The following is a 19,357-nucleotide window of genomic DNA, read 5'->3' as shown; positions in this document are numbered from 1 at the left end:
ATGGTCGAGTTGAAGACGCTGATCGCGCAGGTCGCCACCGGGGCGCCGCTGACCCGCGAGCAGGCCGCCGCCGCCTTCACCCGGATGATGTCGGGCGAGGCGACCCCGTCCCAGATGGGGGCGCTCCTGATGGCGCTGCGGGTGCGCGGCGAGACCGTCGAGGAGATCACCGGCGCGGTCTCGGCGATGCGCGCCAAGATGCTGCGGGTCGACGCGCCGCCGACCGCCGTCGACGTGGTCGGCACCGGCGGCGACGCCTCGGGCTCGTTCAACATCTCGACCTGCGCGGCCTTCATCGTGGCCGGCGCCGGCGTGCCGGTCGCCAAGCACGGCAACCGCGCGCTGTCGTCGAAGTCCGGCGCCGCCGACGTGCTCGCCGCGCTCGGCGTGCGCATCGAGCTCGGCCCCGAGCAGATCGGCCGCTGCATCCGCGAGGCCGGCATCGGCTTCATGTTCGCGCCCGTGCACCATCCCGCGATGAAGCATGTCGGCCCGACCCGGGTGGAGCTCGGCACCCGCACGATCTTCAACCTGCTCGGGCCGCTGTCGAACCCGGCCGGGGTGAAGCGCCAGATGGTCGGCGTGTTCTCGCGCCAGTGGGTCGAGCCGCTCGCCCATGTGCTGAAGAATCTCGGCTCGGAGCGCGCCCTGGTGGTGCACGGCTCCGACGGCCTCGACGAGATCACCATCGCGGGCCCGACCGCGGTGGCGTCGCTGGAGAACGGCACGGTGACGACCTTCGAGATCACGCCCGAGGCGGTCGGCCTGCCGCGGGCGGCGCCGGAGGCGCTGCGCGGCGGCGACGCGGCCGCCAACGCGGTGGCCCTGAAGGGCGTGCTGGAGGGCCGCAAGGGCCCCTATCGCGACGTCGCGGTCTTCAACGCCGCCGCCGCACTGGTGGTCGCCGGCAAGGCCGCCGATCTCGCCAGCGGCGTCGCGCTCGCGGCGCAGTCGATCGACACCGGCGCCGCCGAGGGCAGCCTCGGCCGGCTGATCGCCGTCTCCAACGCGTGAGCCCGATGGTGACGCATCCGTCGTTCCGGGCGCGGCACTGGTCATTCCGGGGCGGCGCGGCAGCGCCGAACCCGGACTCCAGCCCGGAAACGAGCCTTCGTGATCGTGTCTGGATTCCGGGTTCGCGGGCTTTGCCCGCGCCCCGGAATGACTGAAGGGGACGGGTGAGCCCGATGGCCGACATCCTGCAGAAGATCGAAGCCTACAAGCGCACCGAGATCGCCGCCGCCAAGAAGGCGCATCCGTGGACCGCGGTCGCCGAGGTGGCGAAGGCCGCCGCGCCGCCGCGCGGCTTCCTGCGCGCCATCGAGCGCCGCCTCGCCCGCCAGCAGCCGGCGCTGATCGCCGAGATCAAGAAGGCGAGCCCGTCGCGCGGCCTGATCCGGGCCGACTTCGATCCGCCGGCGCTCGCCCGCGCCTACGAGGCCGGGGGCGCCACCTGCCTGTCGGTGCTCACCGACGGACCGAGCTTCCAGGGCCGCGGCGACCACCTCGTCGCGGCGCGGGGCGCCACGGCGCTGCCGGTGATCCGCAAGGACTTCCTCTACGATCCCTACCAGGTGATCGAGGCGCGGGCGCTCGGCGCCGACTGCATCCTGATCATCATGGCGGCCGTCGACGACCGCACCGCCCGCGACCTCGAGGAGACGGCGGCCGAGCACGGCATGGACGCGCTGATCGAGGTGCACGACGAGGCCGAGCTGGAACGCGCCCTGAGGCTGTCCTCGCGGCTCGTCGGCATCAACAACCGCGACCTCAAGACCTTCGAGACGCGGCTGGAGGTCTCCGAGCGGCTGGCGCCGCTGGTGCCCAAGGACCGCGTGCTGGTCGGCGAGAGCGGCCTCTTCACGCCCGACGACCTCGCCCGCCTCGCCCGCGTCGGCATCTCCACCTACCTGATCGGCGAGAGCCTGATGCGCCAGGCCGACGTGACAGCGGCGACCCGCGCCCTGCTCGGCCGCGGCGCCCCCGCCCCGGCCGCCGAATGACCCCCTGCCCCCGGACAGCCCCATGACCGACGAGCCGCGGCTCACCCATATCGGCGCGGCCGGCGAGGCCCGCATGGTCGACGTCTCCGACAAGGCCGTGACCAAGCGCGTCGCCGTGGCCGAGGGCCGCGTCGTGATGTCGGCCGCGACGCTCGACCTGGTGCTGCGCGGCGACGCCAAGAAGGGCGACGTGCTCGGCGTCGCCCGGGTCGCCGGCATCATGGCGGCCAAGAAGACCCACGAGCTGATCCCGCTCTGCCATCCGCTCATGATCACCAAGGCCGAGGTGGAGATCACGCCGGAGCCCGACCTGCCGGGCCTGCGCGTCGTCGCGACCGTGCAGGTCGGCGGCCAGACCGGCGTCGAGATGGAGGCGCTGACCGCGGTGTCGGTCGCGTGTCTCACCATCTACGACATGGTGAAGGCGGTCGAGCGCGGCATGCGCATCGAGGGCGTGCGGCTGCTGGAGAAGCAGGGCGGCAAGTCCGGCCACTTCCGCGCCGGCGGAGACGCCTGATGGCCGCCCCCCTGTCGGTCGCCGACGCGCTCGCCCGCGTGCTCGACCCGGCCGCGCCGCTGCCGGCCGAGACGGTGCCGCTCGCGCAGGCGCACGGCCGCGTGCTCGCCGAGGACCTCGCGGCGCGCCGCACCCAGCCGCCCGACGACGTCTCCGCCATGGACGGCTACGCGGTGCGGGCCGCCGACGTGGCCGCCCCCGGCGCGCGCCTGCGGGTGATCGGCGAGGTGCCGGCCGGCCGGCCGTTCGACGGCACGGTCGGGCCCGGCGAGACGGCCCGCATCTTCACCGGCGGCGTGATGCCGGCCGGCGCCGACACCGTGGTGGTCCAGGAGGTCGCGACCCGCGACGGCGACACGGTGACGTTCTCGGCCGCCGGCACGCCGGGCCGGCACGTCCGCCGCCGCGGCCGCGACTTCGCCACCGGCGCCGTGCTGCTTCGCCGCGGCCGCCGGCTGACCATGCGGGATCTGGCGCTCGCCGCCGCCATGAACCATCCGGCCGTGCCGGCGCACCGCCGGCCGCGGGTCGGCCTGCTCGCCACCGGCGACGAGTTGGTGCCGCCCGGCACCGAGCCCGGCCCCGGCCGCATCGTCTACTCGAACGGCTTCGCCATCGGGGCGCTCGCCCGCCACGAGGGCGCCGACACCATCGATCTCGGCATCGTGCCGGACCGGCTGGACGAGACCGTCGCGGCGATCCGGCGGGCCCGCGCCGAAGCCGTCGACGTCCTGGTGACCACCGGCGGCGCCTCGGTCGGCGACTACGACCTGGTGCAGACGGCGCTGGCGTCCGAGGGAATGCGGCTCGCCTTCTGGAAGATCGCCATGCGGCCCGGCCGGCCGCTGATGAGCGGACGCCTCGGCGAGGTCCACGTGCTCGGCCTGCCCGGCAATCCGGTGTCGTCCTTCGTCACGGCGGTGCTCTTCCTGGTGCCGCTGCTGCGCCGCCTGCAGGGCCGCGGCGATCTCTCGATCCCGGACGAGCCGGCGATCGCCGGTGCCGCCCTGAAGGAGAACGACGAGCGTGCCGACTTCCTGCGCGCCATGCTCTCGACCGACGCCGAGGGACGCCTCGTCGCGACGCCGGTCACCGACCAGGATTCGTCGCTGCTCGCCCCGCTCGGCCTCGCCGACGGGCTGCTGCTGCGCGCGCCCCACGCAGCGCCCGTGCCGGCCGGCGGGCCGTGCCGGGTGATTCGCCTGCCGGCCTGAGCCGGTCCCCGGACCGGCCCCGTCGGCGCAGAATACCGCCGGTGCGGCGCGGTCCGCGGTCCGACCCGCGCACGCCGGTTTTTCGTCGACCGCACCAGTTCTTAGGGCTAATCGTTCCTGCCCGGCACGCGTCGATTCCCCGCCGCGACATTAAAAGGTTGCGGAACACATATCGAACATATAGGGTATGTTCATGATTTGTTTAGGCGGTTGCGATGGACTGCCCGAACGAGCTCCGGGGGACGATGCATGTTGACGCGAAAGCAGTTCGAGCTGTTGCGGTTCATCCACGAGCGTCTGAAGGAGAGCGGCGTCCCGCCCTCCTTCGACGAGATGAAGGACGCGCTCGACCTGCGCTCGAAGTCCGGCATCCACCGCCTGATCACGGCACTGGAGGAGCGCGGCTTCATCCGCCGCCTGCCCAACCGGGCGCGCGCCATCGAGGTGATCAAGCTGCCCGAGTCGGTCGGCCACGGCGTGATGGCGGGCGGCCGCGCCCGCGGCTTCACCCCGAGCGTCATCGAGGGCAATCTCGGCCGGGTCCGGCCGCCTGCGCCGCAGGAGGAGGATTCGGCCCGGCCGGTCGCCGTGCCGGTGATGGGCCGGATCGCCGCCGGCACCCCCATCGAGGCGATCCAGACCAAGAGCTCGGTGGTCAACGTGCCGCCCGAGCTCTTGAGCGCCGGCGACCATTTCGCCCTCGAGGTGCGCGGCGACTCGATGATCGAGGCCGGCATTCTCGACGGCGACATCGCGCTGATCCGCCGCTCCGAGAACGCCGAGACGGGCGACATCGTCGTCGCCCTGGTGGACGAGGAGGAGGCGACGCTCAAGCGCTTCCGCCGCCGCGGCGCGTCGATCGCGCTGGAGCCCGCCAACGCCTCCTACGAGGTGCGCATCCTTCCCCCCAACCGGGTGCGCATCCAGGGCCGGCTGGTCGGGCTGATGCGGCGGTACTGAGGTCGCTGACCGGCCCGCAGCGGCTCGTGCCCGGACGGGGTCTTCGCCCCGGGACGGCGGCGCGTGGATCACGAGGACGTCCGGCACCGCTCAGTCGGGATCGATGTCCTCGATCGCCGGGGTCGCGTCGGGTGCCGGGGCGGGACGGCCGGACGGGCCGGCCGCGGGCGCGGCGGGCCGCGACGCCGCCGGCGAGGCCGGCGACCACGGGCGATCGGTGCCCGGCGCGCGGGCGCGGGTGACGGCGAAGCCGTCGCCGGTCCGCCGCAGCGCCACGGCGCCCGTCTCCTTCAGCATGGCGCGGTCGATCACCGTCGCCCGGCAGCCCGCCGGCGGATCGCGCAGCGCGACGATCAGGGCGGCGCGGGCGCAGTCGTCGGCGAAGCTCTCGGCGCTGCGCGCCACCGCGACGGCCGTGCCGTCGGCGAGGCGCGCCACGCAGCCGGCCGGGTCGCAGGCGAAGCCGGCCGCCACCTCGGACGCGTCGGCCGGCCGGGCGTCGCCGTCGCCGGCGAGCCAGTCGCGCGCCGCGAAGGCGAGGGAGCCGGTGCGCAGGACCGTGAGCCGGCCGTCCGCGCCGCGCACCGCCACGGCCTCGCCGCCGGGCGCGATCAGCACGTCGGGCTTCTCGGCCGCGCCGGCGAGCAGCGCGGCGATCACCAGGAGCCCGGCCCCGCTCCAGCGCAGCGGCGTCCGCAGGAGCGCCAGGACGATCAGGCCGGCGGTGGCGACCAGCAGCGCGTCGACCCCGAAGGCCGGGACGCGGCCGACCGCGCCGGGCAGCGCCGCGACCCACTGGGCGACCGCCGTCATCCAGTCGATGCCGGTGCCCATCAGCCGCCACAGCGGCCCGTCGAAGCCGAACGGCAGCAGCGCGAGGGCGAGCAGCCCGAGCGGCATCACGAAGCCGGAGACGACCGGCATGGCGGCGAGATTGGCCAGGACGCCGTAGGGCGCCAGCCGGTGGAAATGATACGCCGCGAAGATCGTCGTCGCGACGCCGGCGACAAGCGAGGCGATCACCAGCGCGACGATCTCGCGGGCGCCCCACAGGGCGAGGCGGGCGGCGAGCGCGCTGCGCGGCCGCGCCGCGAACCACGGCAGGCCGCGCTCGTAGACGGCGACCAGCGCGAGCGTCGCGGCGAAGCTCATCTGGAAGCTCGGATGCACCACGGCCTCGGGCGTGAGCAGCATCACGGCGAGGGCCGCCACGGCGAGCGTCCGCTGGGTCAGGGCGCGGCGGTCGAGCATCACGCCGGCGAGCACGATCGCCGTCATCACGAAGGCCCGCTGGGTCGCGACCTCGGCGCCCGAGAGCACCAGGTAGAAGGCGGCCGCGGCCAGCGCCGCGCCGGCCGCCCATTTCTTCACCGGGCGGCGCAGCGCCAGCCCGGGCACCAGCGCGAGCCCGGCGCGCAGCACGACGAACACCACGCCGGCGACCACGGCCATGTGGTAGCCCGAGATCGACAGCACATGGGCGAGGCTCGACACGTACATGGCCTCGTTCACCGGGGTCGAGATCGCGTCGCGCTTGCCGGTGATCAGGGCCGAGGCGATGGCGCCGGCATCGCCCGGCAGGGCGGCGCGGATGCGTTCGTCGATCGCCTCGCGAAAGTCGTCGATCGCCGCGGCGGCGCGCAGCCCCGGGTCCGGCGCGACCGGCGCCGGCTGCGGCCGCACGGCGCCGAGCGCGAAGCCCGAGGCGCCGATGCCGTGGAAGTACAGGTCGCGGGAAAAGTCGTAGCCGCCCGGCCGCAGCGGCGCGAGCGGCGGCGACAGCCGCGCGGTCAGCGCCACATGGGCGCCGACCGGCGGCGCCGTGCCCTTGCGCACCGCGACCCGCACGCGCTCGGGCCGCGCCCCGGCCACGACCGCCCCGCCGCGCGGCGCCTCGTAGGACAGGACCCGCAACACGATGCGGTCGCTCTTCTCGCGCTCCTCGCGCTTCTCGACGAAGCCGGCGAGCTTCGCCCCGAAGGCCGGCTGGCGCAGCACCGGGGCGTCGACGAGGCGGCCGCGCAGCGTCGCGGTGCAGAAGCCCGCCGCCACCGCGGCGAGCCCGATGGCGGCGAACACGGCGCCGCGCCGGCGGGTCGCGATCACGAGCCCCAGCGCGCCCGCGACAGCCGCGGCGGCGGCCCACGGGGCCGGCTCGGTCTCGGCGGCGAAGTAGAGGATCACGCCGGCGGCGACGCCGACCGGCAGCCAGGGAAACAGCCGCCCGGGCGCGACCTCCTCGGCCGCCCATCCGGCGATGCGGGCGCCCGCCGCGTGGACGAGATCGCCGAGCCGCCCCGGCAGCGGCACCGGAAGCGCACGGCCCCCCGCCGCCGCGACGCCCGGCCGGGGGCCGGCCGGAAGCGTGCCGACGCGTCCGCGCGCCCTGCCCGGCTCCGCCATGCGGTGCTCCGCTGTTGGCTGGAGCCGGCAGCGTATTCTAGTTTTCCGGGAAACTCAGGATGAACACAACGGAAACGCTGGAGTCATTCCGGGGCGCGAAGCCTCTGGCTGGTCGTGCTCCGCGAAGGCGGAGCACCCAGTACGCCGCAGCCCCTCGACTGGAGCAATGGAGCTCGGTGGATACTGGGTCGTCCGCCTGCGCGGACGACGACGATCGAGAGGCTGAGCCCCCGATCTCGGGTCAGCCCCTGTGCGGACGAGCCCCGCAGCGACGGGCGCGAGCGCCCGCCCCCTCACGCCCCGCTCTGCACCTTGGCCCAGGTGTCGCGCAGGCCGATGGTGCGGTTGAACACCAGGGCGCCGGGCTGCGAGTCGCGGTCGGGGCAGAAATAGCCCTGGCGCTCGAACTGCACGGCGGTCTCGACCGGCACCTCGGCGAGCGACGGCTCCAGCCGCGCGCCGGTGAGCACCTCGAGCGACTGCGGGTTGAGGTCCTCGGCGAAGGTGGCGGGGGCCGGCGCCGGGTTCCGGAACAGCTGGTTGTAGACCCGCACCTCGGCCGGGATCGAATCCACGGCCGAGACCCAGTGGATGGTCGCCTTCACCTTGCGGCCGTCCGGCGCGTTGCCGCCGCGGGTCTCGGGATCGTAGGTGCAGCGCAGCTCCACCACCTCGCCCGACGGGTCCTTCACCACCTCCCTGCAGGTGATGAAATAGGCCCAGCGCAGCCGCACCTCGCGGCCCGGCGACAGGCGGAAGAAGCCCTTCACGGGCGTCTCCTGGAAGTCGTCGCGCTCGACATAGATTTCGCGCGAGAAGGTGAGCTTTCGCGTCCCCTTGCCCGGGTCGTCCGGATGATTGACGGCCTCCAGCGTCTCGCTCTGGCCCTCCGGATAGTTCTCGATCACCACCTTGAGGGGCTTGAGCACCGCCATGCGGCGCTCGGCCGTGCGGTTCAGCACCTCGCGCACCGAAAAATCGAGCATCTGCATGTCGACGACGCTGTTGGCCTTGGCGACGCCGATGCGCCTGGCGAACTCGCGCAGCGCCTGCGCCGGCACGCCGCGGCGGCGCAGGCCCGCGATGGTCGGCATGCGCGGGTCGTCCCAGCCGGACACGTACTTGTCACGCACCAGTGTGGTGAGGACGCGCTTCGACAGCACCAGATAGGTGATGTTGAGGCGCGCGAACTCGTACTGGCGCGGCCGCGACGGCACCGGCAGGTTCTCGATGAACCAGTCGTACAGCGGCCGGTGGTCCTCGAACTCCAGCGTGCAGATCGAATGCGTGATGTGCTCGATCGCGTCCGACTGGCCGTGGGCGAAGTCGTAGCTCGGATAGATGCACCACGCGTCGCCGGTGCGCGGATGGTGCGCATGCAGGATGCGGTAGAGCACCGGGTCGCGCAGGTTGATGTTGCCCGACGCCATGTCGATCCTGGCCCGCAGCACGCGCGCCCCGTTGGGGAACTCGCCGGCCCGCATGCGGCGGAACAGGTCGAGGTTCTCCTCGACGGAGCGGCCACGGAACGGGCTCTCGGTGCCGGGCTCGGTGAGGGTGCCGCGGGTGGCGCGGATCTCCTCCTGGGTCTGGTCGTCGACATAGGCCTTGCCGGCCGTGATCAGGTGCTCGGCCCAGGCGTAGAGCTGCTCGAAATAGTCCGAGGCGTAATAGAGGTGCTCGCCCCAGTCGAAGCCGAGCCAGCGCACGTCGCGCTCGATCGAGTCGATGTACTCCTGCTCCTCCTTCACCGGGTTGGTGTCGTCGAAGCGCAGGTGGCAGCGGCCGCCGAACTCGGCGGCGACCCCGAAGTTGAGGCAGATCGACTTGGCGTGGCCGATGTGCAGGTAGCCGTTCGGCTCCGGCGGAAAGCGGGTGATCACCTGGGTGCGGCGCCCGGAGTCGAGGTCGGCCTGGATGATGTCGCGGATGAAGTCGCGGCCCGCCTCGGCTGCGACCGGTTCGACTGCGGTCATGCTCGCGTGTCCCGTGGTCAGGTACCGCTGGGCGGCCTCCCGCGCGCGGCACGTTCCGGGTCTTGTGCCAAATTCGTGCAGGTGCGCCAAGGGCGATCGCCCGTCCGGACGAGATCGCCGCGCCGGGCGCGCCGGCGGCCGCGGCGGCGGCCCACGCCGGGGTGGGCCGAGGCGCCGATTGCACGGCCCCGCGACTGTGCTAGGAGGGTCCGCCTTTTTCCCGCCGTGCGCGGCCAACCTGCGTGCCGAGACCGAGCCCATCGTGTCCGAGCCCATCGCGTCCGAGACCAGCGTGCCCGACACCGTCGTCACCCGATTCGCCCCCTCCCCGACCGGCTTCCTGCATATCGGCGGGGCCCGCACGGCGCTGTTCAACTGGCTCTACGCCCGCGCCCGCGGCGGCCGGATGCTGCTGCGCATCGAGGACACCGACCGCGAGCGCTCCACCCAGGCGGCGATCGACGCCATTCTGGACGGGCTGAAATGGATCGGCCTCGATTGGGACGGCGACACCGTCTACCAGTTCGCCCGCGCGGCGCGGCACCGTGAGGTCGTCGAGAGCCTGATCGCCTCCGGCGGCGCCTATCGCTGCTGGTCGTCCCAGGCCGAGCTCGACGCGATGCGCGAGAAGGCGCGGGCCGAGGGGCGCACCCGCCTCTACGACGGCACCTGGCGCGACCGCGACCCGGCCGAGGCGCCGGCCGGGGTCAAGCCGGTGGTCCGTCTCAAGGCGCCGCTCGCGGGCGAGACGGCGATCGACGACCAGGTGCAGGGCCGGGTCGTGTGGCAGAACGAGAACCTCGACGACCTCGTGCTGCTGCGCTCCGACGGCACCCCGACCTACATGCTGGCCGTGGTGGTAGACGACCACGACATGGGCGTCACCCACGTGATCCGGGGCGACGACCACCTCACCAACGCGGCGCGCCAGAAGCAGATCTACGACGCGCTCGGCTGGAACGCGCCGGTGTTCGCCCACATCCCGCTGATCCACGGGCCGGACGGCTCCAAGATGTCGAAGCGCCACGGCGCGCTCGGCGTCGACGCCTACCGGGCGATGGGCTACCTGCCGGCGGCGATGCGCAACTATCTGGTCCGGCTCGGCTGGAGCCACGGCGACCAGGAGATCTTCTCGACCGAGGAGATGATCGCGGCGTTCGATCTGCCCCAGATCGGCCGCTCGCCGGCGCGCTTCGACTTCGCCAAGCTGGAGAGCCTCAACGCCCACTACATCCGCCAGCTCGACGCGCCGGCCCTGCTGGCCGAGATCGAGGCGCTGCTGCCCCACATCGCCCAGGGCCCCGAGATCGCTGCGAAGCTGACGCCGGCGATGCGCGACAAGCTGCTGCTCGCCCTGCCGGGCCTGAAGGAGCGCGCCAAGACCCTGGTGGACCTGATCGAGCAGGCGCGGTTCGTCTACGCGGACCGGCCGATCGCGCTGGACGACAAGGCGAAGGCGCTGCTGACCGCCGAGGCGCGCGGCGTGCTCGGGCGGCTGGCCGCGGCGCTGGCGCCGGTCACGCCGTGGACCGCCGAGGCGACCGAGGCCGCGGTGCGGGCCTTCGCCGAGGCCCAGGGCCTCAAGCTCGGCGCCGTGGCGCAGCCGCTGCGGGCGGCGCTGACCGGGCGGACCACCTCGCCCGGCATCTTCGACGTGCTGGCGGCGCTCGGCCGCGAGGAGTGCCTGGGGCGGCTCACCGACCAGGCCGGCGCGACCGCGGAGGCGCCCGGCGCCTGACCGCCGGACGGGGCCGCCGGACCGGGCCGGCGGACGGCTGCGACGATACCGCCGGATCCCGACCCCCGGTTCTTTGATCGCGGCCAAAGAACTGAACCATCCTCCGTCGATGCGCGGGCCTTTCCGGAGCCCGCCGCCCATCCCATATCGCCTTGTATGTACGGCGTTTGGCGCCCTGCTCGCGGGCCGTCCGGCGTCACCTTGCCGCACTGCACGAGATGCGGTACGCAAGTCGCGGTCGAGCGCCAGAAGTACCCCGTCAACCGCCGGCCAGCGCGAGCCCCTTGTGCTCGCACGACCCCTGACATCCGAGGAGCCTATGGACGCTAAATCGGGCGCCAACACGAAGACCGGGACCCTCACGATCGGCGACGAGAACTATTCGTTCCCGATCCACCAAGGGACCATCGGCCCTGATGTCGTCGACATCAGCAAGCTTTACGGCAAGGCCGGCATCTTCACCTACGATCCCGGCTTCACGTCGACCGCGAGCTGCGAGTCCAAGATCACCTATATCGACGGTGACGAAGGCGTCCTGCTCTACCGCGGCTACCCGATCGAGCAGCTGGCCGAGCACGGCGACTTCCTCGAGACCTGCTATCTCCTGCTCTACGGCGAGCTGCCGACCGCGGCGGAGAAGAAGGACTTCGACCTGCGGGTCACGCGCCACACCATGGTGCACGAGCAGATGGCCCGGTTCTATCAGGGCTTCCGCCGCGACGCCCATCCGATGGCCGTCATGGTCGGCTGCGTCGGCGCGCTCTCGGCGTTCTATCACGACTCCATCGACATCTCCGATCCGCACCAGCGGATGGTCGCCTCGATCCGCATGATCGCCAAGATGCCGACGATCGCGGCGATGGCCTACAAGTACACGATCGGCCAGCCCTTCGTGTTCCCGAAGAACGAGCTCGACTACGCGGCCAACTTCCTGCGCATGTGCTTCTCGGTGCCGTGCGAGGAGTACAAGGTGAACCCGGTCCTGGCCCGCGCCATGGACCGCATCTTCATCCTGCACGCCGACCACGAGCAGAACGCCTCCACCTCGACGGTGCGGCTCGCCGGCTCGTCGGGCGCCAACCCGTTCGCCTGCATCGCGGCCGGCATCGCCTGCCTGTGGGGCCCGGCGCACGGCGGCGCCAACGAGGCGGCGCTTAAGATGCTGGCCGAGATCGGCAAGCCGGAGCGCATCCCGGAGTTCGTCCGGCGGGCGAAGGACCCGAACGACTCCTTCCGCCTGATGGGCTTCGGCCACCGGGTCTACAAGAACTACGACCCGCGCGCCAAGATCATGCAGACGACCTGCCACAAGGTGCTGGCCGAGACGGGCGTCAACGACGACCTGCTCGAGGTCGCCATGGAGCTCGAGCGCGTCGCCCTGCACGACGAGTACTTCATCGAGAAGAAGCTCTACCCGAACATCGACTTCTATTCGGGCATCACGCTCAAGGCGATGGGCTTCCCGACCTCGATGTTCACGGTGCTGTTCGCGCTCGCCCGCACGGTCGGCTGGATCGCCCAGTGGAAGGAGATGATCGAGGACCCGAGCCAGAAGATCGGCCGTCCCCGCCAGCTCTACACCGGCGCGACGCGGCGCGAGTATTGCGACATCTCCAAGCGGCACTGAGCGCTCAGCGACCGGCGGCCGACCACGACGGGGCGCTTCGGCGCCCCGTTCGCGTCGGTGCCCTGCGCGCGCCGTCCGACGCCGACGGAGGTACGATGAAGGGTCGTACGCTCTTACTATAATACAAAACGCTCATAGGTTTATTAGTTTTCCGACGCTCCCGGCGGGCCGCGGATCGAACTTATACCGACATCGCGGAATACTTCCGCTCATATTCCATTAAGCTCGTTCGCATAGCTTTTGACGAACCGGTCGCCCGGCGGCGGGCCATCGTGCCGGCTCATCCGGACGACAGCGCCGTCCGTCCGCGTGCATTCGCCATCGCCAGCGTGTCATTCGAACGTCCTGCCAACCGTGGAGGCGGCCGGTCGCCGCGACGTCGCGCCATGAAGCTCTCGACGAAGGTCGCCATCCTTTCGCTCCTGCCGGTCGCCGGCCTGACCGCCTTCGCGGCCGTCGAGGTGCGCAGCGCCTGGACGCGGCTCGACGAGGCGCGGCGCGTGACCGAGCTCGTCACGATCGCTCCGGTGATCGGCGGCCTGGTGCACGAGCTGCAGAAGGAGCGCGGCGCCTCGTCGACCTTCGCGGCGTCGAAGGGCGCCGTGTTCGCCGACATCGTGCCGCGCCAGCGGGCCGAGACCGACACGGCCGTCACGGCGTTCCGGGCGGCGGTCGCGACGGTGGCGGCCGACGGCACCCTCGCGGCGCCGCTCGGCGACGCGGCGGCCTCTCTCGACCGCGTCGCAGCACTGCGGCAGACCATCGACCGCTTCGCGGTCGGCGGCGTCGAGGTGGCGCGCAGCTACACCGCGATGGTCGATCGCCTGATCGCGGTGCTCGACCGCCTGACGTCGCTCTCCGACGAGGCGCGGATCGCCCGCGCCGCCCTCTCCTACAAGGCCGTGGTCGCCGCCAAGGAGCTCGCCGGGCTGGAACGGGCGACCGGGGCCCGCGGCTTCTCGGCCGGACGATTCACCCCCGACGACTACACGCTGTTCGCCCGGCTCGGCGGGCGCCAGGGCGACTGGTTCGGCCTGGCGCGTGCGGTCGGCGCCCCGGCCGCCGTGGAGGCGCTGGCGCAGTTCGACCGCTCGCCGGTCGCGACCGCGATCGAGCCGTTCCGGGCCGCCGCCCGGGACGGCCTCGCCGCGGGCCGGACCGAGGGGGATCCCAAGGCCTGGTGGGCCGCATCGACGGCCCGCATCGACGCGCTGAAGAGGCTGGAGGAGACCGTCGCGGCCGGTCTGCGCGACATTGCGGCCGCGGCCGCGGCCGAGGCGCGCTCGCGCCTCCTCTGGTCGGCGACGCTCGGCGGCGCCATCGCGCTCCTGGCGATCAGCCTCCTGGTCGTGCTCGGCCGTTCGCTGCATCGCGACGTCCACGAGCTCACCGAGGACATGCTGCGGCTCGCCCAGGGCGACACTTCGGTCGCCCTCGACGGGGTCCAGCGGAGCGACGAGATCGGCGCGATGTTCCGGGCCGTCGCGGTGTTCCGCGACACCGCGCTGCAGCGGCTCCGGCTCGAGGGGGAGACGATGGCGGGCGAGGAGCAGAAGCGCGCGCATCATCACCAGCTCGTGGCGATCATCGACAATTTCCGCGACCAGGTGGGCCGGACGCTCGCCGTGGTCGACGCCGGCGCCGCGCGCATGACCTCGACCGGCGCCGCGCTCGGCGAGATCGCCGCCGTCGCGGCGCGCAAGGCCGACGACGCGGTCACGGCCTCGCGCCACGCCTCCGGCGCCGTGCAGGTGATCGCCGGGGCGACCGGCGAGCTCGGCGGCTCGATCCGCGAGGTCGCCGGCCAGACCGCACGGGCGAGCGAGATCGTCAACGACGCGGCCGCCGTGGCGGCCCGGGCGAACACCGAGGTGTCCGGGCTGGCCGAGGCGGCGGCCCGCATCGGCGACGTCGTCGCGCTGATCACCACGATCGCCGGACAGACCAACCTGCTGGCCCTCAACGCCACCATCGAGGCGGCGCGCGCCGGCGAGGCCGGCAAAGGCTTCGCGGTCGTCGCCCAGGAGGTCAAGGCGCTGGCCGCCCAGACGTCGAAGGCGACCGACGACATCTCCCGCCAGATCGCCGAGATCCAGAACTCGTCGCAGCAGGCGGTCGGGGCGATCGCCGACATGGCGGTGCGGATGAACGAGATCGCCGGCCTCACGACGTCAATCGCCGCGGCGGTCGAGCAGCAGGACGCGGCGACCGGCCAGATCTCGAAGAACGTCGACTTCACCGAGGTGGACCGCAACGTCACCGGCGTCGCCGACGCGATCTCGCGCACCAACGCCGAGGCCGCGATGGTCAACAGCACCGCGTCCGATCTCGTCGGCTCGACCCGCACCCTGCGCGGCGCGGTCGAGACGCTGCTCGCCGCGCTGGCCAAGGAGCTCGACGACCGTCGGGCCGAGGTCCGCTCGAAATGCGACCGCCCCGTCACAGTGACGGTCGACGGGCGGTCGACCCCGACCCGGATGATCGATCTCGGCTCCAGCGGGCTGCGCATCCGCAACGTGCCGGGGCTCGCGCCGAACGGAGTCTGCGAGGTCGAGGTGGACGGCCGGCGGCTGCGCGCCCGGGTGATCTGGGTCAACACCGAGTTCACCGGCCTCGGCCTCGACGGCACGCCGCTGACGCCCGCCGAGGTCGCCCAGATGAGCGGCATCCCGGAGGCCGCGGCGGCCTAGCAGGACGTTTGAAAAACCCTCCTGGTCATTCCGGAAGCCGCGAAGCGGCTGTCTGGAATCGATGACCCTGGTCGGAATTGTTGCGGCAAGACCGGGATCATGGGTTCCGGGCTCCAACCGGCCCCGGAACGACCGAAATCCGAATTTCGACATCCTGCCAGAGGGTTTTCAGTGGGAGTGAATCGGTCTTGATCTCTGCTCGTCCCCGCGAAAGCGGGGACCCAGGGGCGCCGCGACGTGCGCCCTGGATTCCCGCTTGCGCGGGAATGAGCCGAGTGCGGATCAAACCCGGCGAAACAAACCCAGCCGGCGTTATCCGACGCCCGGCCGATCCGCCAGGCGACGGTCGACCCCAAAAACTCGTCACGAGGTCCCGGGCGCTTTCCCCGGCGTCGCCATCGCGGCCGCGTCCACCAGCGCGTCGTACTCGGCCTCGCCGATGACGCCGAGCGACACCGCGGCCTGCCGCGGCGTCACGCCGTCCCGCATGGCGACGCGGGTGATCTCGGCGACCCGGTCGTAGCCCAGCACGGGATTCAGAGCGGTCGCGAGCAGCAGCGCGCTGTCGACATTGGCGGCCAGGCGGGCGCGGTCGACCTCGATGCCGGCGACGAAGCGCGTCGCGAGGAGCCGCGCGGCGTCGGACGTCAGCCGGATGGCCTTCAAGAGATTGTAGATCAGGACGGGCTTGGCGACGTTGAGCTCGAAGGTCCCCGACGCACCGGCCGCCGTCACGGCGGCGTGGCAGCCGATCACCTGGAAGGCGGTCTGCACCACGGCTTCGGCGATGGTCGGGTTGCGCTTGCCCGGCATGATCGACGAGGACAGGCCGTCGTCCGGGATGATCAGCTCGCCGAGGCCGCAGCGCGGACCGGAGCCGAGCCAGCGCAGATCATTGGCGATCTTCAGCAGGGAGACGGCGAGCACGTTGAGATGCCCCGAGACCTCGACCAGCACATCGTGGGCCCCCATGCCCTCGAACTTGCTCTCCGCCGGCCGGAACGGCAGGCCGGCGAGCCGGGCCGCCTCGTCGCAGAACGCCGCGTCGAATCCCGGTGGCGTGTTGAGCCCGGTGCCGATCGCCGTGCCGCCCTGCGGCAGCGCCAGCAGGCGCGGCATAGTGCCGGTGAACCGCGCCCGGCCCGCCTCGATCTGGCGCGCGAAGGCGTCGAAGGCCTGGCCCACCGTCATCGGCACGGCGTCCATCAGATGGGTCCGGCCGATCTTCACGACCTCGGCGAAGGCGACGGCCTTGGCGGCGAGCGCGCCCTGCAGCGTCTCCAGCGCCGGCATCAGGCGGTCGCGCAGCTCGAGCGCGGTGACCATCTGCATGACGGTCGGGAAGCTGTCGTTCGAGGACTGCGACCGGTTGACGTGATCGTTCGGATGGACCGGAGCGCGCGTCCCCAGGCCGTGGCCGAGCAGCTCGTTGGCGCGGTTGGCGATCACCTCGTTGGCGTTCATGTTGGTCTGGGTGCCCGAGCCGGTCTGCCAGACCGGCAGCGGAAAGTGCGCGTCGAACCGCCCCTCCCGCATCTCGGCCGCGGCCTGCGCGATCGCGTCCGCGATGTCGGGCGCGATCTGGCCGAGCCGACGATTGGCGCGGACGGCGGCGAGCTTCTGCAGGCCGGTCGCGTGGATCAGAGAGGCCGGCAGGCGCTCGTCGCCGATGGCGAAGACCTCGAGCGCCCGCTGGGTCTGCCCGCCCCAGTACCGATCCGCGGGAATCTCGACGGCGCCGAAGGCGTCGCGTTCGAGCCGGTGTCCGGGCGTTGCGTGCGGCGACGTCATTGTGCTCCGACGACTCCGGCCGCCTTGATGACCGGGCCCCATTTGTCGATCTCGGCCTTGAGATGCGCCGCGAGGGCCTCGGGCCGGGCGCGCTCGGGCGACACCGTGTCGGCGCCGAGCTCGGCCAGGCGCGCCTTGATGGTCGGGTCCTTCAGCGCCACGTTGAGGGCGGCAACCAGCGTGTCGATCACCGGCTTCGGCGTGCCCTTCGGGGCGAACAGGCCGTACCAGACCTGATAGGTGAAGCCCGGCAGCCCCGCCGTCGCGACGGTCGGCAGGTTCGGCAGGGCCGCCGCCGTCTCGCTGCCGGTGACGGCGTAGCCCTTGATGGCCCCGGCCTCGACATGGCGGACGACGTTGACGATCTGGTCGCACATCGCGTCGACCCGGCCGCCCATCATGTCGTTGAGGGCCGGCCCGGCGCCCCGGTACGGCACGCTGGTGATCTCGACGCCGGTCGCGCTCGCGAACAGGAGCCCGCACAGATGGGCCGACGAGCCGATTCCGGCATGGGCGAAGTTGACCTTCGCCCCGTTGGCCTTCACGTAGCCCAGGAACTCGCTGAAGGTCCGGGGCGGCAGATCCTTCCGCGCCACGAAGGCCGCCGGCAGGTCGACGACCAGGCCGATCGGCTCGAAGTCCTTGATCGGGTCGTAGGGCAGCTTCGGATAGAGCGCCGGGTTGGTGGCGTGGCTCACATGGATCATCAGCAGCGTGTGCCCGTCCGGCGCGGACTGCGCGACCTTGGCGCTGCCGATCGAGCCGCCCGCCCCCGACGTGTTGTCGACCACGATCTGCTGCTTGAGCGTCTGCGTCATGCCCTGCGCGACCAGGCGCGTGATCGTGTCGCCCGGCCCGCCGGCCGAGTACGGCATGACCATCGTGATCGGACGGTTCGGAAAGGACTGCGCGGACGCGGCCGCGGCCATCGCCGGCACCGCGACGAGAGCGACCGCAAGAGCTCGAATGACGTTCATGGCTTCCTCCTGGCGTCAGCGGGACGTGTTCTGGTTCTCCGAACCCCGGGTTCGGCTCGCGAGGACCTGATCGACCATCTGCTCCGCGAGACCGAGATAGTTCGCCGGATCGGTCAGCCGCTCGATCGCCGCCCGGTCGAGGATCGCGGCGACCTCCGGATCACGGGCGAGAACGTCGGACAGCTGGCCGTGCCCTTCGGCCGCGGCGCGGCAGGCCGCGTAGACGACGTCGTGCGCCTTCTGCCGCCCGAGCGCCGGGGCGAGCCGCATCATCACGGCCTCGGCGACGATCAGCCCGTCGGTCAGCCCGAGATTCAGCGCCATCCGGTCCTCGTCGACGACGAGGCCGCCGAGCGCGAACCTCGCCTGATGCAGCGCGCCGGCGGTGAGCAGGAAGGCCTCGGGAATGGCGATCCATTCGGCGTGCCACGGGCCGGTGGCGCGCTCGAAGTCCTGGACCATCGCGTCGAGCATCAGCCCGGCGTGCTGGCGCACGCTCTTGGCGGCGGCCAGCATCAGCTCGGAGGAGATCGGGTTGCGCTTCTGCGGCATCGTGGACGAGGCGCCGCGCCCCTGGGTGAAGGGCTCGTAGACCTCGCCGAACTCCGCCGACGCCATGATCATCACGTCCAGCGCGATCTTGCCGAGCGAGCCGGTGATCAGCGCGAGGAGGTTCACGGTCTCGGCGAAGCCGTCGCGGGCGACATGCCACGTCGAGACGGGAACGCCGAGACCGAGCTCGGCGCACAGCGCCGCCTGGACCTTCAGCCCGTCCGCGCCGAGCGACGCAAGCGTGCCGGCGGCGCCGCCGAAGGACCCGACCAGAACCCGCGGCGCGAGCTGGGCGAGCCGCTCGGCGTGCCGGTCGAACATCGCGAGCCAGATCGCCGCCTTGTAGCCGAAGGTGACCGGCAGCGCGTGCTGCAGATGGGTGCGGCCCGCCATCGGCGTGCCGCGGTAGCGCGCCGCCAGGCCGGCGAGGATCTCGCGCAGCGCCGCGACGTCCTGCGCGACCAGCGCCAGCGCCTCGCGCACCTGCAGGACCACGGCCGTGTCCATGATGTCCTGGGTGGTGGCGCCCCAGTGGAGATAGCGGCCGGCCTCGCCGCATTGCGTGGCGAGCTGATGGACGAGCGGCAGGATCGGGTAGCCGACCAGATCCGTCTCCCGGCCGAGGAGCTCGAAATCGAGGCTCTCGGCGTCGGCGCGCCGGGCGATCTCGGCGGCGGCCTCCGGCGGAATCAGGCCGCACCGCGCCTCCGCCCGGGCCAGGGCGACCTCGACCTCGACATAGCGGGACACGCGGGCGAGATCGGAGAAGACGCCCCGCATGGCGGGTGTCCCGAACGCGTCCCGGAACAGGATCGAGTCGAGGACGGTCGTCGCGGCGGGACGCATCGGCATGGGGCTGGCTCGTCGGAACAATGGATCGGCCCGGCCGGCGCCGGGCTCGAGGGCGGG

Annotated in this window: 13 protein-coding genes; 8 read left to right on the top strand and 5 right to left on the bottom strand. The window is 72.3% G+C overall.

Annotated features, from left to right (window positions below; all coding sequences use genetic code 11):
* The 5 genes from trpD (at position 1) to lexA (ending at position 4,694) form a co-directional block, all read left to right on the top strand.
* Positions 1 to 1,014: an anthranilate phosphoribosyltransferase gene (gene trpD, locus J2S22_RS21100; protein WP_272777276.1), complete on the top strand. Its 1,014-nt coding sequence runs from the start codon at positions 1 to 3 to the stop codon at positions 1,012 to 1,014.
* Between the two features lie 173 nt (positions 1,015 to 1,187).
* Positions 1,188 to 2,003: an indole-3-glycerol phosphate synthase TrpC gene (gene trpC, locus J2S22_RS21095; RefSeq protein ID WP_272777275.1), complete on the top strand. Its 816-nt coding sequence runs from the start codon at positions 1,188 to 1,190 to the stop codon at positions 2,001 to 2,003.
* A 22-nt stretch (positions 2,004 to 2,025) separates the two neighbouring features.
* A complete protein-coding gene (moaC, locus tag J2S22_RS21090) occupies positions 2,026 to 2,520 on the top strand; it encodes a cyclic pyranopterin monophosphate synthase MoaC (RefSeq protein WP_272777274.1) in 495 nt (164 codons plus the stop codon).
* Positions 2,520 to 3,734, top strand: coding sequence for a molybdopterin molybdotransferase MoeA (locus J2S22_RS21085; protein ID WP_272777273.1), 1,215 nt, complete (start codon positions 2,520 to 2,522; stop codon positions 3,732 to 3,734). Before moaC ends, J2S22_RS21085 begins: the two co-directional genes overlap by 1 nt.
* A gap of 249 nt (positions 3,735 to 3,983) precedes the next feature.
* Positions 3,984 to 4,694 (top strand): transcriptional repressor LexA, encoded by a 711-nt coding sequence (gene lexA / locus J2S22_RS21080; RefSeq protein ID WP_272777272.1) that lies wholly within the window; start codon positions 3,984 to 3,986, stop codon positions 4,692 to 4,694.
* Between the two features lie 90 nt (positions 4,695 to 4,784).
* Here the strand turns inward: lexA and J2S22_RS21075 are convergent, their stop codons facing one another.
* Positions 4,785 to 7,097, bottom strand: a complete 2,313-nt coding sequence (locus tag J2S22_RS21075; protein WP_272777271.1) for a ComEC/Rec2 family competence protein — start codon at positions 7,095 to 7,097, stop codon at positions 4,785 to 4,787.
* A gap of 293 nt (positions 7,098 to 7,390) precedes the next feature.
* Positions 7,391 to 9,073, bottom strand: a complete 1,683-nt coding sequence (locus J2S22_RS21070) for a glutamine--tRNA ligase/YqeY domain fusion protein (RefSeq protein ID WP_272777270.1) — start codon at positions 9,071 to 9,073, stop codon at positions 7,391 to 7,393.
* A gap of 292 nt (positions 9,074 to 9,365) precedes the next feature.
* On the opposite strand from J2S22_RS21070, the gene gltX reads away from it, so the two are divergent.
* From gltX to J2S22_RS21055, 3 genes are all read left to right on the top strand, one after another.
* Positions 9,366 to 10,811 (top strand): glutamate--tRNA ligase, encoded by a 1,446-nt coding sequence (gene gltX, locus J2S22_RS21065; protein WP_272777346.1) that lies wholly within the window; start codon positions 9,366 to 9,368, stop codon positions 10,809 to 10,811.
* A gap of 319 nt (positions 10,812 to 11,130) precedes the next feature.
* Entirely contained in the window at positions 11,131 to 12,438 is a 1,308-nt protein-coding gene (gltA, locus tag J2S22_RS21060; RefSeq protein ID WP_272777269.1) for a citrate synthase, read from the top strand.
* A gap of 386 nt (positions 12,439 to 12,824) precedes the next feature.
* Positions 12,825 to 15,128 carry a methyl-accepting chemotaxis protein gene (locus J2S22_RS21055; RefSeq protein WP_272777268.1) on the top strand — a complete coding sequence of 768 codons (2,304 nt, stop codon included), beginning with the start codon at positions 12,825 to 12,827 and terminating at the stop codon, positions 15,126 to 15,128.
* Positions 15,129 to 15,491: 363 nt separating this feature from the next.
* On the opposite strand, the gene J2S22_RS21050 is transcribed toward J2S22_RS21055, so the two are convergent.
* From J2S22_RS21050 to J2S22_RS21040, 3 genes are read right to left on the bottom strand one after another with little or no spacing between them, the layout of a single operon-like run.
* Positions 15,492 to 16,919, bottom strand: a complete 1,428-nt coding sequence (locus tag J2S22_RS21050) for a class II fumarate hydratase (RefSeq protein WP_272777267.1) — start codon at positions 16,917 to 16,919, stop codon at positions 15,492 to 15,494.
* Positions 16,916 to 17,896: a tripartite tricarboxylate transporter substrate-binding protein gene (locus J2S22_RS21045; RefSeq protein WP_272777266.1), complete on the bottom strand. Its 981-nt coding sequence runs from the start codon at positions 17,894 to 17,896 to the stop codon at positions 16,916 to 16,918. The genes J2S22_RS21050 and J2S22_RS21045 overlap by 4 nt, the downstream gene beginning before the upstream one ends.
* A 15-nt stretch (positions 17,897 to 17,911) precedes the next feature.
* Complete coding sequence (locus J2S22_RS21040) at positions 17,912 to 19,300, bottom strand: class-II fumarase/aspartase family protein (RefSeq protein ID WP_272777265.1); 1,389 nt, start codon at positions 19,298 to 19,300, stop codon at positions 17,912 to 17,914.
* Positions 19,301 to 19,357 lie beyond the last annotated feature (57 nt).

The sequence above is a fragment of the Rhodoplanes tepidamans genome, from assembly GCF_030813915.1.
In the GTDB taxonomy this organism is placed as follows: domain Bacteria; phylum Pseudomonadota; class Alphaproteobacteria; order Rhizobiales; family Xanthobacteraceae; genus Rhodoplanes; species Rhodoplanes tepidamans.
Note: the sequence above shows the minus strand (reverse complement) of the source record. Positions and strands in the feature narration are given on the sequence as shown.

What these genes read in the sequence shown, in the direction of transcription:
- trpD (WP_272777276.1), top strand. Translation starts at nt 1, where the DNA reads ATGGTCGAGTTGAAGACGCTGATCGCGCAGGTCGCCACCGGGGCGCCG.
- trpC (WP_272777275.1), top strand. Translation starts at nt 1,188, where the DNA reads ATGGCCGACATCCTGCAGAAGATCGAAGCCTACAAGCGCACCGAGATC.
- moaC (WP_272777274.1), top strand. Translation starts at nt 2,026, where the DNA reads ATGACCGACGAGCCGCGGCTCACCCATATCGGCGCGGCCGGCGAGGCC.
- J2S22_RS21085 (WP_272777273.1), top strand. Translation starts at nt 2,520, where the DNA reads ATGGCCGCCCCCCTGTCGGTCGCCGACGCGCTCGCCCGCGTGCTCGAC.
- lexA (WP_272777272.1), top strand. Translation starts at nt 3,984, where the DNA reads ATGTTGACGCGAAAGCAGTTCGAGCTGTTGCGGTTCATCCACGAGCGT.
- J2S22_RS21075 (WP_272777271.1), bottom strand. Translation starts at nt 7,097, where the DNA reads ATGGCGGAGCCGGGCAGGGCGCGCGGACGCGTCGGCACGCTTCCGGCC.
- J2S22_RS21070 (WP_272777270.1), bottom strand. Translation starts at nt 9,073, where the DNA reads ATGACCGCAGTCGAACCGGTCGCAGCCGAGGCGGGCCGCGACTTCATC.
- gltA (WP_272777269.1), top strand. Translation starts at nt 11,131, where the DNA reads ATGGACGCTAAATCGGGCGCCAACACGAAGACCGGGACCCTCACGATC.
- J2S22_RS21055 (WP_272777268.1), top strand. Translation starts at nt 12,825, where the DNA reads ATGAAGCTCTCGACGAAGGTCGCCATCCTTTCGCTCCTGCCGGTCGCC.
- J2S22_RS21050 (WP_272777267.1), bottom strand. Translation starts at nt 16,919, where the DNA reads ATGACGTCGCCGCACGCAACGCCCGGACACCGGCTCGAACGCGACGCC.
- J2S22_RS21045 (WP_272777266.1), bottom strand. Translation starts at nt 17,896, where the DNA reads ATGAACGTCATTCGAGCTCTTGCGGTCGCTCTCGTCGCGGTGCCGGCG.
- J2S22_RS21040 (WP_272777265.1), bottom strand. Translation starts at nt 19,300, where the DNA reads ATGCCGATGCGTCCCGCCGCGACGACCGTCCTCGACTCGATCCTGTTC.